Annotated in this window: 10 protein-coding genes and 1 riboswitch; of the genes, 3 read left to right on the top strand and 7 right to left on the bottom strand. The window is 57.3% G+C overall.

Going from position 1 to position 14733, the window contains the following annotated elements:
- Positions 1-24: 24 nt before the first annotated feature.
- Together AC1DFB_RS19370 and AC1DFB_RS19365 are read right to left on the bottom strand one after the other, a co-directional pair.
- Entirely contained in the window at positions 25-1545 is a 1521-nt protein-coding gene (locus AC1DFB_RS19370) for a trimethylamine methyltransferase family protein (protein ID WP_170393827.1), read from the bottom strand.
- Positions 1546-1560: 15 nt separating this feature from the next.
- Entirely contained in the window at positions 1561-4014 is a 2454-nt protein-coding gene (locus AC1DFB_RS19365; RefSeq protein WP_480922795.1) for a GcvT family protein, read from the bottom strand.
- Positions 4015-4269: 255 nt separating this feature from the next.
- Here AC1DFB_RS19365 and AC1DFB_RS19360 point away from each other — a divergent pair, with 255 nt between their 5' ends.
- Entirely contained in the window at positions 4270-5163 is an 894-nt protein-coding gene (locus AC1DFB_RS19360; RefSeq protein ID WP_170393823.1) for a LysR substrate-binding domain-containing protein, read from the top strand.
- Between the two features lie 54 nt (positions 5164-5217).
- Here the strand turns inward: AC1DFB_RS19360 and AC1DFB_RS19355 are convergent, their stop codons facing one another.
- The 4 genes from AC1DFB_RS19355 to AC1DFB_RS19340 are packed head-to-tail and all read right to left on the bottom strand — an operon-like array spanning position 5218 to position 8337.
- Entirely contained in the window at positions 5218-6231 is a 1014-nt protein-coding gene (locus AC1DFB_RS19355) for a FecCD family ABC transporter permease (protein WP_480922794.1), read from the bottom strand.
- Position 6232: 1 nt separating this feature from the next.
- Entirely contained in the window at positions 6233-7180 is a 948-nt protein-coding gene (locus AC1DFB_RS19350; protein ID WP_480922793.1) for an ABC transporter substrate-binding protein, read from the bottom strand.
- A gap of 18 nt (positions 7181-7198) precedes the next feature.
- Entirely contained in the window at positions 7199-7984 is a 786-nt protein-coding gene (locus AC1DFB_RS19345) for an ABC transporter ATP-binding protein (RefSeq protein ID WP_480436385.1), read from the bottom strand.
- Positions 7981-8337: a DUF1636 family protein gene (locus AC1DFB_RS19340; RefSeq protein ID WP_480922792.1), complete on the bottom strand. Its 357-nt coding sequence runs from the start codon at positions 8335-8337 to the stop codon at positions 7981-7983. Before AC1DFB_RS19340 ends, AC1DFB_RS19345 begins: the two co-directional genes overlap by 4 nt.
- Positions 8338-8439: 102 nt before the next feature.
- A riboswitch (cobalamin riboswitch) is annotated at positions 8440-8647 on the bottom strand.
- Positions 8648-8905: 258 nt separating this feature from the next.
- Here AC1DFB_RS19340 and AC1DFB_RS19335 point away from each other — a divergent pair.
- Both AC1DFB_RS19335 and AC1DFB_RS19330 read left to right on the top strand, forming a co-directional pair.
- Positions 8906-9973 carry a catalase family protein gene (locus tag AC1DFB_RS19335; protein ID WP_170562132.1) on the top strand — a complete coding sequence of 356 codons (1068 nt, stop codon included), beginning with the start codon at positions 8906-8908 and terminating at the stop codon, positions 9971-9973.
- An 18-nt stretch (positions 9974-9991) separates the two neighbouring features.
- Entirely contained in the window at positions 9992-11653 is a 1662-nt protein-coding gene (locus AC1DFB_RS19330) for a peroxidase family protein (RefSeq protein WP_170406975.1), read from the top strand.
- Here the strand turns inward: AC1DFB_RS19330 and AC1DFB_RS19325 are convergent.
- The gene (locus AC1DFB_RS19325; RefSeq protein WP_480922791.1) at positions 11650-14652 is read right to left on the bottom strand and encodes an ATP-binding protein; all 3003 of its coding nucleotides are present in this window, start codon (positions 14650-14652) and stop codon (positions 11650-11652) included. The two genes, AC1DFB_RS19330 and AC1DFB_RS19325, sit on opposite strands and share 4 nt — an antisense overlap.
- Positions 14653-14733: the final 81 nt, after the last annotated feature.

Below are 14733 nucleotides of genomic sequence, written 5' to 3'. Positions count from 1 at the left end.
ATAAGTGCCCGCTTGCAGATCTGTTTAGGCGCTGTATTCCACCCGCTTCTTAGCGACGAATTCATCCAACGCCCCGCGCTGATCGTCCGGCATTGGTGGCTGGACGTAGGTGTTCAGCATACGCTGCGCCTCTTCCGTGCCAACGGTTTCTGCGGTTTTCGCACCTTCTGCCTCCCACTGTTCAAAACTGTCATTGTTTTGCAAGTGGTTCATATGCATTGGGTTTTCGCGCGTATGGTCAGTACCAAGGAAGTGCCCACCAGGTCCGATTTTGTCAATGTCGCCCAGCAACGTGTCCAGATTTTCCTCTTGCAGGCCGCTGAAGAAACGGTGGAAGTTTTCCAACTGCAACGCGTCCTGCACCCATTTAGAGTAGCTGACCCCAAGCGCGCCTTCAAGGAAGCCTGCTGAGTGTACGATGTAGTTTGCACCGCCCAGCAGTACCGGCCACATGGTGTTTGCGGTGTCGAACGCAGCCTGCATATCCGGGGATTTCGATCCGGTCCACATGGTACAGGTCCGCCATGGCACACCATAAAACCGTGCCATCTGACCCACCAGAAGGTTCATCAGCCCTGGTTCAGGCGAACCCATCATCGGTGCACCTGTCTTCATCGAAACGCCCATGATTGCCACCCCCAGCACCATCGGGGCTCCGCGCCGAATGATCTGGCTGTAGGCCATACCGGCCAGAGATTCTGCAATCAGCAGCGCGACACCACCCTGCGGGCTTGCAGGTGTGCTCGCCCCGGCAAGAACAAAGGGCGACAGCAGGCAGGGCTGGTTGGCAGCGGCATAGACGCGCAGGCTCTGCAACATGGTCTCATCCCAGACCAACGGTGTGTTGCAGTTCAGTAGGGCTGCCATCACCACATTGTTGTCAACAAATTCCTCACCAAACACGATGCGAGTCATCTCTACCGAATCCAACGCTGCCTGTTCGGATAGAACTGATCCCTTGATCGGTTTGTCGGTCAGCGTCAGCGCGGCATGAACCAGCTCCAAGTGGCGTTGCGGCACGGGGACATCCTGCGGCTCGACCGGCAAAATACCCGGTACCATCATCGACTGACTCATCTGACTGAGTTTGAAGAAGTTATGCGCATCCTCCAGCATCGAAGGGCGGCGCACACCATCCAGACCATAGACAAACGGCGCGCCATACGCATTGGCAAAGACCGAATGCCGATTGCCCACCCGCAGCGAGCGTTCCGGGTTGCGCGCGGCATAGCCCCATTCCGAGGGAACGGCCGAGATCAGGTCCATAAGCATCTCGCGTCCGATGCGCACCCGCTCACCCTGAACATCCGCACCGTACTTCTTCCAATCCGCTAAGGCCACCGGATCGCGGAACTCAATCCCTGTGGTTTCAAGTATAGTCATGGCCGCGTTGTGGATTTTCTCAACGCCTTCAGGACCAAGCAGATCAATCGGGCCAACTTTGCGGTTCAGCGTCGACAAGTAGACTGGGGGCGGGTTGGTGCGAGCCTTGACCCGCGCGGCACGTCCACCGCCACGGCCCGAGCGTGCTTTGACTTCTGCCATCTCAAATCCTCCGGATCAGGCGCGCGCGCGGGCGCTGGTGGGATCAACGGCGCAGGTATCGATCACTTCGGCCTCGCGCATTTCATTGTGAATGAGCACCTGCATTTTGGTGCCGGGTGCCGTCATCTCGTGTGGAACCAGCGCCATCGCAATGTCGTGGTTGCAGTAATACGAGAACCCGCCCGAAGTGACGCGTCCGATCAGCTTGCCATCGGCATAGACGCCTTCGTCAAACATCACCGAGGTGTCGCAGAACGGCAGCTTCAGTGTGACCAGTGTGTTGTATCCACCCTGCTCCTGCTGCTGTTGCAACGCGGCTTTGCCGATGAAATCACGTTCGGCCACCTGCCCGCCGATCTTCTCGGTCATTGCAACGAAACGGCCCAAATCGGCCTCATATGGGGTCAGGTCCTTGCAGATTTCGCGGTTGATTGCGCGATAGGATTTCTCAAGCCGCATCGACTCCAACGCTTCAAGCCCGAAAGGTTTCACACCCGATTTCAGCAGCAAATCAACGAGGTGGCGATTGTACCCGACCGGGTGGTGCAGTTCCCATCCCAACTCACCGGTGTAGGAGACGCGCAACAAGTGCACACCTTTGGCATAGCCCACCTCGCCCATCTGTGCCGACAGCCATGGGAATGCTTCGTTCGACAAATCATTATCGGTCAATGGTTGCAGGATGTCCCGTGCCTTGGGCCCGGCCAGTGCGATCACGCCCAGCTGTTCTGAGATATCCTCGATCACCACCGAGCCATCACCTGGCAGCACGCGCTGTAACTGATCCCAATTGTAGGCTCGCCAGTTCGGCGTCGATATCAGGTAGAAATCGTCGTCGGCATAGCGCACGATTGTGTACTCCGCATCCATGCCGCCCTTATCGTTCAACATCAGCGACAAGGTCATGCGGCCCACCTTGGGCAGCTTGTTGGCCATCAGGCTATCCAGCCATTTGGCGGCACCCGGCCCGCGCACTGTGAACTTGGTCATCGGCGACATTTCGATGAAGCCAGCCTCTTCACGGGTGGTGCGCACCTCTTCCTGAACACGCTCCATATGGTTGGTGCGGCGGAAACTGTGTTCGGGGATCGCCTCTTCGGGCGATTTGGCGAACCAGCGAGGAAATTCGTAGCCGTTAAAGCTGGTCCAAACCGCGCCCTGAGCAGTCAAAAGATCATATGACCCCATGGTCTTCATCGGGCGCGCATCCGGGAAGTCCTCACCCGGAACATGCGCATCCATATGGGTGCCCCATGTCTCGCGCACCTTATCCATGGTCCAACGTTTTGAGGCGTAGTCCGAGAATCGACGCGGGTCGAGCTCCGACATATCCATGCCCGGATCGCCATTGACGATCCATTTGGCCAAACGGTTTCCAACGGTGCCGCCCCAGAGGATGCCACCTGGCATGCCTTCGGCCAGCCAAAGGTTCTCATGCCCCGGTGCGGGTCCGGCCAGAGGCAGCTCGTCCGGGGTCATCTGGAACGGGCCACGGGTGTTGGCCTTGATCCCAACCTCACCCAAGGTCGGCACACGTTCGATGGCGCGTTCCCATTGGGTTTCCACGGCATCAAAATCCTCGGGCAACAGATCGGCTCCGAACTCGGGCGGGACACGATCCTCGGCGAATAGTTTGAGGTCTTTGGTGAATTCATACGGCCCGAACTGGATCCCGCCCACATCTTCGCGCAGATAAGCGCCGTAGTCCTCATCGCGCAGGATTGGGAATTCGGGCAAGCCTTGCGCCCGGCGCTCTTTCAACATCGGCACCGTCTCGGTCGTCCAATACTGGTGAACGATCGGGATACATGGCAGGTCCAGCCCCACGCGGCGCGCATTTTCGCGGGCGTAGTTTCCGGTGGCAAAGATCAGATGCTCGCAGGTGATCTCACCCTGATTGGTGGTCACTTTCCAGTGGCCATTGTCCAGCTTCTCATAAGCCTGCGCTTCGGTGTTCTGGTATACCTTGGCGCCGGCATCCCGCGCGAGCTTGGCCAATGCCATGGTAATGTCGGCGGGATTCACATAGCCGTCTTCCGTGTGCAGGATACCACCCCGAATATCCGGGCTTTGGTTCAGCAAGGGATGAACCTCAGCAATCTCCTCTGGCGTCAGCAGCTTACAAGGCACGCCGGCGGCTTCGGCGATCGAGATATAGGACTGGAACTCATCCCAGCGCTTTTCGGTATTAGCCACCCGCAGCTGTCCTACCTTACGCAGTCCGACCGAACTGCCCATCTTCTCTTCCACCTCGGTGTAGATGCGGATGGTTTCCATCGTCATCTTCGACACGTTGTGCGACCGCACAAAGGTCACTAGCAAACCAGCCGCATGCCACGTCGAACCCGAGGTCAGTGTGGTGCGCTCCAGCATAACGGCATCGGAACACCCATGTTCGGTCAGCCCATATAGAATTGACGCCCCGACGCATCCGCCACCGACAACCACGACTTTTGCATGTGACTGCATACTGCAACTCCTTCAACTTGTGCACGACCAACCGGGGGTCGCATTGCATGAGGAAAAATCGATATGAACGCCAAGGGTCTTGAGGACCTTTGATACATCCTTTGATCATGTCTCAAACGGTTGTCGCGAATTTTCACCGTGAACCGCTGGCGGGCAATTGCAAAAAGATTCACTTTGAATAAGATCAGCTAAGCCTAATCTTCGGATAGTGCTCATATAATATTGGACGTACAAACCATCACAGGTCAAATCACCTTGCTCAACCGGCCCTACGATCTTCCACCTGTAAGTTCGCTTATCAGCTTTGAGGCTGCTGCGCGGCATGTAAGCTTCAAGACCGCTGCAGAAGAGCTGAACGTCACGCCGGCCGCAATCAGCCATCAGGTCAAAGCGCTGGAAAACGAGCTGCAATGCGCGCTGTTTCTGCGCCATCATCGCGGCGTGGAACTTACTGAAAGCGGTGCTTATCTTCTTGTTGCCCTTCAACGTGGTCTGGAAGGCATCAGCGAAGCACTTGGGCAGTTGCGGCGTCAATATGACAGAAAAGGTGTGACGATCCGCTCAACCACGGCTGTCAGTTCACTTTGGCTCACCCCGCGCCTTGCGCAATTCTGGAAGCAATACGGACATGTTTCCGTGACGCAGGTCGTGACCGACCTCGGCATCGACACGTCAAAATGCGACCTAAGTATCCATTACGGCGATTCCAGTCGCGAAACGGGCATCTTCAAGACACTATTTCACGACAAGATCATGGCGCTTTGTAGCCCAAGGTTTGCGCAACAGAATCCCATCAAACGTGTTGAAGATATTGCCAGGGTCCCCCTAATTCATCTCGACGCTCCGGATACCGGCTGGACCGACTGGCGTGCCTGGACCCAGAAACTCGGCTATGAAGGCCCCCTGAATTCCGCGCATCGGGTCAACAATTACACGATCGCGCTTCAGGCCGCGCAGGACGATATGGGCGCGGTGCTGGGATGGGAGGGACTGACCTCGGAGCTGACCGCATCCGGAAAACTGGTCAGACTGTTGCCGCAAACCATCTCATCGCAACTGGATTTCTACGTGAAACTACACAACACCTCATCCGACCGCGCCAAGCTTGTGTTCAAGTGGCTCGGCCAAGCGGCTGACGGAAAGGTTTAAACTCGGCTCAGACCTGATCAGGACGAAATATCTTGTGAGCGAAGATCGAGGGCCTTACCGTTGATTTCTCGCAGTCCTGAATAAAAGCAAGAATACAAACACCGATCCGATTGAAGTTGTGACGATCCCCACCGGCAATTCCTGCGGAGCCAGCATAAGCCTGCTGAGAATGTCAGAGCCGGTCAACAAGGCAGCACCAACCATAGCGGCGGTAGGTAGAAGGTTTTTGTGCAGGGGACCTGCGATCCCGCGTGCAATATGCGGCACCATCAGACCGACAAAACCAATCACCCCGGCTACGGAAACAAACACGGCCGTTGCCAACGCTGCGGTGAAAAACATGCTGAACCGCAGACCCCGAACCGGCACACCCAGAGTAGCGGCAGTCAAATCCCCGGTCAGCAGCGCATCCAACCAGCGGCTGCGATAAAGCGAATAGCTCAGGATCAGCAGCAGACCGATGCACACCAGCGGGAACGTCTCCCAACGGGCCAGGCCCAGCCCCCCCAGCATCCAGAAGATGACAGAATGGGCGGCGCGGCTATCGCCGGCGAAAATCAGATAGTTGGTGATGGCCGAAAACAAAAATGACACAGCCAGACCCGCAAGGATCAGCTTTTCCGGTGCGCTGGTGCGAAGCCCATGAACCAGCGCCAGCACGATGCCCGACGCCACAAGACCGCCGCAAAAGGCAGCCAGAGGCAGAGTCCAGAAACCCAGAATATCTCCGGTCACGGTAATTACAAACACCGCCCCCGCTGCCGCGCCCGAGGACAGGCCGAACAGAAATGGATCGGCAAGGTCATTACGTGTGGTCGTTTGCAGCACCACGCCAACGATGCCCAGCCCGGCACCGATCACGGCTGCAAACAACGCGCGGGGCAATCGCAGGTCGAATACGATCCTATGCAGCGGCGACATCTCTCCGTCCTGCAACCCGGTACCGCGCAAGATCGCGGTGAAGGTCTCGGACAAAGGTATCGAGGTTGTGCCGTAGATTGTGGAAATCAGCAAAAGGGCGGCCAGAACGACCGCCCCCAGCAACAACGTCAGGCCCAATCGGCCCATATCAGCTCTGACCCGGATGCATCGCGCGCGCCATCTTCGAGATCGCTTCGATATTTGCCGGTCCGGGCGTCAGCTCTTCGTAGCGCAATCCGATCCAGCGTTCGTTCTTGACGGCATCAGTCTGCGACATGACGGGATGTTCCTGCAGGAACTTGAAGGTGTCCTCGGCGCCATTGCCGGTCTGATAATCCAACAAAACCAGGAATTCCGGGTTCGATGCGGCAACGGCCTCCCACGAAGTGCGGCCCCAGCTCGTGTCCATGTCATGAGTGACGTTTTCACCACCAGCGGCTGTGATCATCGCATCGGGAATCGCGAATTTACCGGCGGTAAACGGAGCATCTGCAGGACCATCCAGAAGAAAGACGCGGGGCTTGGGCAGTTCAGCAGTCTTGGCATCGATCGCTGCCAGCTGCTCTTTCCAGCCCGAGACCAGAGCCTCGGCCTTGTCTTCGACTTGCATCACCTTGCCCAAGCGCAACACATCGCCAAACAGAAGATCCATGCTGGCTTCGGGGCGATCCTTGTCCAGATGGACACAGCTTTCCGTTAGAACCAAGGTCTTGATTCCGAACGGTTCCAATGTATCTGGGGTCACATCACCACCCGGCTTCATGCCATAGTACCAACCTGCAAAGAACAGGTCGGGTTCAACCGCCACCAGGTTTTCGACGATCGGATATTTCGGCGCAAGCTCGGGGATGTCGCCGCGCAGAGCATCAAAATCAGGGCTGGTCTTGTACCAGCCGGTGATGCCGGTCAGGCCGACGATCTTGTCCTGCAGACCCAATGCAAAGGCCATATCGGTCATGTTCATGTCATGCACAACCAGGCGCTCGGGCGCGGTATCAAAAACCAGCGGTTCGCCGCAGTTGTCTACGGTGACTTCTTGCGCAGCAGCACCGCTTGCCATGGCGGTGGCCAACGCCACGGGCCAGATGTATTTCATCTCAGTGTGTTCCTTCGACTAAGTTGAGATTGTGGTTCTTCGAATATCAAGCGCCGGGATCACGCGGCCTTCGTGGAGAAAGCAGAGGAAATCAACGCCAAAAGTTTCGCGGACTCTTTCGGGTGTCAGCACCTTGTCCACCGATCCAAACTCGATCATGCGGGTCGATTTCATCAGCGCCACGTGTGTGGCGAATTCGGGGATCATGACCAGATCGTGTACGATCATGACCACGGTGATCCCAAGCTCGGCGACCAAAGACAGCATCCGCCCTTTTGCATCAGGATCCAGATGGTTGGTCGGTTCGTCCAGAAACAGCAACGAAGGGTTCTGCGCCAAAGCACGTGCGATATGGGCACGCTGACGTTCGCCTCCGGACAGTTGGGCCATGCGCTTGTCCGCGAGATTGGCGAGACCGGTCAGGTCTAAAATCCGGTCCAGCTCTTGCGCGTGGCCTTCGGCAGAGCGGTCCGCACGGATGGGTATTTGCCCCAGCGCAACATAATCGCGCAACGCCAAGCGTCCATCGGGCAGTTCCTGCTGACCTACCACTGCAATCATGCGCGCACGCTCTTTGGCGGAGAGCTGTTTCAGACTGCGTCCTTTGATCCGAACATCGCCAAGTGCCAGCGGCTCAGCGCCGCACAACAGATTGAGAAGCGTCGTTTTCCCCGCCCCGTTCGGGCCGGCGATAGCTAGAATGGAACCCTCGTCCAACTCGAACGAGACGCCCTGCAACAGGACATCTCCGTTAAGGGCATAATACTCAAGGTTTTCGGCAATCAGAAAGGGTGGCAACGTCATTGCGATGCCCCCTGTTCGATCTGCGGCATGCGCGAGAGGGTTTTATTGAACAACGCCTGCGGGCGATCAGTGGCATTTGTCCAGCCATTCGGGCTTTCACGATACTGCGCTGCAAACTCAGCCAGCGCCTGCACCTCATCCGCGGTCTGAATGCCACCAAAAAGGTATTGCGCCTTTCCTACGGCCTGGAACCCAACCGTTCTGGGACTATCGCAGCCTGCCATGCAAGACGACGCGCGGATCGCAAAACTGCGAGGTAATTTCCCAGTCAACGCATCGCAAATTTCATCAAGGGGCAGCCCTTCAGTGCAGCTTTCGCAGACTAGAATGAAATGATCAGGCGTATCTGGCATGGTCCACTCCACTTGTTTCCAAGCGCATGCGGAAGCTGCCGACAATGTAAACACGCGATTGACGCGCCATCAAAGCCTCCTTCCAGGACGCCCCGCCCCGGGTTGGTTGAACATCTGATGGCAGGTCTCCTGACTTGCGGGTCCGCGCTCGGCCAACCTTCCCGACCCTGTGGACCAGTGGCTGTTTGGCCTTGCTCACCGCTTACAGTTGCGGGGGCAGTTACGGAATTGGCACCTTTTGGCAAACCTCACCGTATTCCCTTTTCATCCCGCGGCAACACCACCGGGAACCATCAATCGACTGAGTGCCCGAGAACACCGGACACGTCAATGATAAAGTCGAAGGCACCCAACTCTGGTCGAGGATCGAGCGCCGGCAACTACGTGTCCGAAGCACCAACCGAATAGCTTGGGCTGCGCGCCGAATTTGTCTGGCTGCGGCCGTCCATAGTTGGTGTGTTTGGAAATTAGACAATCTGAGGTAAGCTGAACAAATTTAGAGGTTTAGCTTTGTCAGCACCTTACCCCTGTTTGATCATTGCCTGGGTTTATCCAAGGAGACGGTTCTTTGACACATGTTTCGCAAAACGCATTGCCGCCGGATATTGTTGATGATGTCATTGACCACAATCTCGAGGCCGTTGCACGGTGGAAAGGCCATCGCTTAAGGGCTCAGCATGGGCGCAGTCACGGGTGCGTGGCTGCAACATTCACTGTCAGAAACGATCTACCAGAACAGTTCCGTCACGGCCTGTTTGAACAGCCCGCTGCCTATTCAGCCGCACTTCGCTTTTCCAACGGCGCGCATCTGGATGACCGGAAATCGGATGCCCACGGGATGGCGATCAAGCTTTTTGACGTGCCAGGCCCCAAGCTGATCGACGCCGAGGCACTTGCGCATCTGGGGACCACACAACTCAGCGACGAGTTCGATTTCGTATTGGTCGATCAGGATGTGTTTCCCAGCTACGTCCCCGATGAATATGAGCGATTGGGCAGGCTTGTCGCCACATTACAAGCGGTCCAGCACGCGATCAAAGGGCGACGAAAATGGAGCCTTAGGTTGATCACCAAAGGGCTGCGCGCAGGATTTCGCGCCTTCCTCACTCGTGAAGGCAAGCGTCAGTTTCGCGTCGCGAGTGATTTTGCCTCGAACTATATGCACTCGCCTTTTGAGGTCCATTTCTGGTCGACAACACCGTATCGGCTGGGCCCCGATCTAACGGTCAGATACTTGGCCCGCAGCGCGAAACCAAAAATTCCGGCACATCCGGTAGACGACCCAGATGGGATCGGGCAGTGTTTGCGGCAAGACGTGGCCGATGGAGATAATCACTTCGAGCTGTGTGTGATTGAGCCCCCGCGCCCGGCCGACGAATTCGATGTGCTCGACAATCGCATCCGGTGGGCATGCGACCCGCAACCAGATGCACCTCTTGATCCGTACCATCATACCGTCACGCCCGTGGCGGATATCACGATTCCCAAAGGTGCAGAATTTGATCCGCAGAATGGAGACGCGATGAGCTTCTCGCCCTGGCGTGTCACGGCAGATCACGAACCTTTAGGACCGATTAATGCGATCCGGCTCAGAACCTATCTGAGCTTGGCCCGCGCCCGGTTCCCGAATCGATGACCAAACGGAGATGTATTGATGCTGGACGTTGATGATCTGATCAAACTCGGATTCAAGATCTCCCCACCCGTTACGAGCTATTTAGCCGCGATCAGGCTTGCAAACGCCGCGAAGATCCACCGACCGCGGCCCTATACGATGGGCGCAGACTACACGACATGGCCCGGCGTGTTTTCCCATCGCTGGATCGGTCGGCATACAACGCCAGAAGACCTCTCACCCGTCCTGCCGTCGGAAAGCGAAGTTGCTGATCTCTTTCGCCGACGGACACAAATGGATGGCAGCCCGCTTACCTTGATGTGCCCGCAAGGATCGACACTTTTGTTTATCTCGGCCGCACAATGGTTTACCGACAGTTTCCTGCGCACCTTTGGGGCGAAAGGACCGGTTGATCAGACGGATTCGAACCACGAGGTCGATCTGTGCCAAATCTACGGGCTGAACGATTTTCAGACCGACATGCTGCGCGAACGCGATCCCGATACCAATGAATTAACCCACCGGTTGGCCTTTCGTCTGGATACACAAGGCGAGATGTGGGCCCCGAAGCTGTTTCAAAAGAACCAATCCGGTGGTGTTAAGCTTGCGCCCCCCTTTGATGGCAGTCTTGCCACTGGCGAGAATTACGGAAAGCCCCTGCACGATCCATGCAAGCTGTGGAATGCGGTGAAACGGGCGCATCCGGGTCTCAGCGATCACGCGATTGACCAGCTACTGCTCGATTTTCATGCAACCGGGCTCGATAATGGCAATGGTACCATAGGTTATATCGCGATCAATACACTGATGTTGCGCGCCCATAACACCTTTGCCGATCTGTTGTGGCGCGAAAAGCGCGGCATATCAGGCTGGGATAAAGAGCGTGTGTTCCAGACTACACGCTGCACCTTGATCGCATTGCTGATCAAGCTTGTGCTTGAGGACTACATCGCCCACATCGCCAATATGCCTTTCAAACTACCCGTTGGCGTCAATCGCTGGCAACCGTGGCATCATTCCAACCAGATCGCGATTGAGTTCAATTTGCTCTACCGCTGGCATTCGATGATCCCCGAGCGATTCATAATCGACGGCGCACAGGTTGGCCCGGAGGGGTTCAGATTCAATCCACGACTGGTCGAACAAACAGGCTTGGCGGAAATGATCCGATCATTGTCGCGCCAACCTGCGGCCCGCATGTCGCTGCGCAACACGCCCGATTTCCTGTTCCAAAGGCCTGCGCCCGGTGCTCCTGCCCCTGTCGAAGCTACAATTGCCCTGACGCGTAAGGCGCGTCTTCCGTCGCTGAACACTTATCGTCATCATTTCTGCCGCAAACCGCATTCAAGCTTTACTGAGATGGTTGGTGATCAGCCGTTTGCGGACGAATTGATTGCCGACCTGAGCCGGCTTTATTGCGACGTCAATAGGGTCGAGTTGTTCCCTGGTCTCTTTGCGGAACAGCACAAGGGCGATGTGATCATGGGCGATCTGATGACATCGATGGTGGCGTATGACGCAATCACGCAGCTTATGAACAACCCGATGGTGTCCAAAAACTTGTACTCGGCTGAAACTTTTTCAGAGAAAGGTTTTCAGTTGTTGAAGAAAACTTCGTCATTCTCGCAGGTGGCGCGTTTTGTTGGCTTGGACCTGCAACCCGAAGACTGCACTTTAGGTCGACGTCCCGGCGGGACCTAAGACGCGACCGCGCGCTCTTCCAGCTCAGCAATCCGCGCGGCAACTTCCGTATCGGCTGGCCGGATGCAGGCAAGATCACTCAGCGCGCGCAATTCATACAGCGCCGCGCCCTGATCATTTGCCACGGCTATAGCTTCACGCAAAGCCGCCTCAGCCGCGTCGAACGGACTACCTTGTTCCAGTAGAAGAGCCGCCTTTATCCGGTGGATTTCAGCCTCATAGTTCCGCTCGTCAGTGTTTTCTGCACATGTCAGACCAGCCTCCACCGCATCCAACCCTTTCTGAATCTCACCCAGAGCAAGATAGCCCCGTGCGAGCTCGGCGTTGACGAGCACGCCAGCCGCCTCGGCACCCGTTGCGTGCATCCTTCCCCAAGCGGCCTGCAGCATGGCCACGCCCTCTGTGGCCTCGCCGGTTCTGATGGCAGCCCCGGCAAGATGGGCCGTCGCAACAGCTTGGTAATAAGGGCCGCCCTTGTCCTGAACAGCCGCGCTCAGCGCCTTGGCCATACGCGCATAATCCGGGTGGTCCATCTGCATGTGGATTTCGGTCAACCAATGCATTGCATTTGCGATGATCAAGGGCTGGCCCGACGCCATCGCGGCGTCAACTGCCCGCTTGGCTTTGGCGAGTGCCGCCTCAGTTTTGCCCTGAAAGCTGTCAACCAGCGCGCTCATACTCTCGATTTGTATCACGGCTGCAATATCGGGGCTGTTTCCAGCTTCGGCGCGATGCGCATCCGCATGAGACGCCGCTTGTTCCAGAGCTGCTGCCGCATCCTGAAACCGACCGCGCGGGGATAGCGCGGCCCCACAGATGTAGTTTCCGACCATTCGGGTGTGGTGATCGTCATACGCATCGATGATCGCTTGCCCCCATTGCTCGGCGTTCTGGTAATCACCTTTGACCATTGCAGCGGTAAACAGACCCCTGCCCGCGCGCACAAGAGTACGTCTGTCGCCCAGCTTTTCAGCCAGTTCAAAACTGCGCCCAAAGGCATCGATTGCGGGCTCGGCACCATAACCGACATGCACGCGTTCGGCAGCGGCCAGAAGGAATTGCAAGTTCAATTCAGCTTTATCGCGTTGGTCTGCGGGCAACTCGTCCAACAGCCGCAATCCGTTTCGGGCATGCTGAGCCCCTTCGCGATTTGCGTGGCGCCTCAGGTTCAGCCGCGCGGCCTCCGACCAGGCGGCCACCGCCTTCGTTGTTTCACCGGCCAGTTCCCAGTGCCGCGCTATTTGTTCAGGCTGTCGGGCGGCTTCCGGTTGGGCGGCAAGGGCTTCTGCCGTGCGTCGATGCAAATGAATGCGACGGTCCCGCACAAGGCTTTGATATGCCGCCTCACGCACCAATTCATGGCGGAACCGCCAGATCATTTCTGCGTCGTCATTCGCGCCGGGCAGATGTTGCAAAATACCCGTGGCGGCGAGCCCAAAGATAGCGTCTTCGGACTCGTCTTCAGTCAGTCCACTGATCTGAGCCAGCAAAGGTGCCCCAAAGGCACCACCAATAACAGCGGCCTCGATCGCGGCGCGTCGGAGTTCTCCGACCTCGTCCACCTGTTGCGCCAGGAGGTCATGCAACGTGGCGGGAATGTTGTCCACGATACGTTCAGGCGACGCAGCGATGGCGGCAGAGCACTCCTTGATGAAAAGGGGCACACCATTGCCGCGCGCCAAAATCTGCGCCGTGGTGCGGTCGTCAAGGCGCTCACCCGAGGCCGCCTTGGCCAGTTCTGACGATGTCGCATCATCGAGCGGTGGAAGCGACAATTGCTCAAGAGACGGTATGCTCTCTTTGATCGCTGATGGCGCCGGCATCCGCGAAACCATCAACATCAGGACGGGAAGTGATGTCAGATGCTCGGCCACGTCGCGCAGCACCGAAAGGGTCGATGGGTCGACCCATTGCATATCCTCAACCACGACAAGCACCGGCCCCTCTCGGCTGAGTTTTTGGTAGACGCGGATGAATATGTCACTCAGCTGCGCGCGCAGTTCGTCCTCACTGGTCGTCCCGCTGTCGCCGGGGCCCGGGGCAAGAATGAAATACAGCGTGCGAAGTTGCGCGTCGTCCAGAATATCGCTCAGATGTTCTGACAACCGGTTGCGACGCGCGGCAATATCGTCCTGATTGTGGATGCCGCACCACCGTTCGACCTGTGATATGAAGGGAAAGAACGGTGTGCTGACATGGAACGGGCTGCAGTGATAGGTCACCCATGCCTGCGGCCCGACCGACGAACGCAGATCACGGATCAGGTGCGATTTGCCAATCCCTGCCTCACCCAATATGTGAATCACCCGCCCTCTTCCAGCGTCCACATCTTTCCACGCGCGGCGGAGTTGTCCGCGTTCGGCTTTGCGGCCAAGCAACGGGGTGCGGTTATGGCGGCGTGCCTGATCCTTGCCTTCACCGGTCAATCGATAAACTGGAACAGGCCGGTCGAACCCCGCGAGGTTCTGAACGCCTTGCGGCTCGAACTCCATTTGTTCGGCCCCAAGCGCTCGTGTTGCCGCAGAAACCATTGTTCCACCGGGGGTCGCCAACGACTGAAGACGTGCCGCAAGATTTAGCGTCGATCCAAAAATCGCGTCGGGCTGAATATTGGTCCCAAGCGCGATGTCCCCGACAAGAACCACGCCGGATGCGATCCCAATCCGACACCTGAGATCGAGCGGACCCGCCATTGCGGGCAGATCAGTGTGGATGCGCAGCGCCGCGCGTAGGGCGCGCTCGGCATTATTTTCAGACGCAGCAGGCCAACCAAAGGCGACGAGGATACCGTCGCCCACGATCTGCAGCACCCTGCCCCCGAACTCATCGGCAATTTGTTCGACCAGTTTATGATAACGTAATGTCGTAGACAGCAAATCTTCGGGCTCAAGCATTTGAGCCAATACCGTGGACTCGACAAGATCCACCATCATGACAGTCAGATGGCGGTGCTCCATCGCGCCAAGATCAGTTTCCGGGCCGGTGGGGTGCAGCACCATCAGCGCGCTCCGCGACCGGCGCTCATGCGGCGTGGAGATTTAAGGCCAACGCCTTCCCCGGAACCCAAAAACGAGAACATG

The organism is Ruegeria sp. S84, from assembly GCF_056583445.1.
This window is presented reverse-complemented; position numbering and strand designations above follow the sequence as displayed.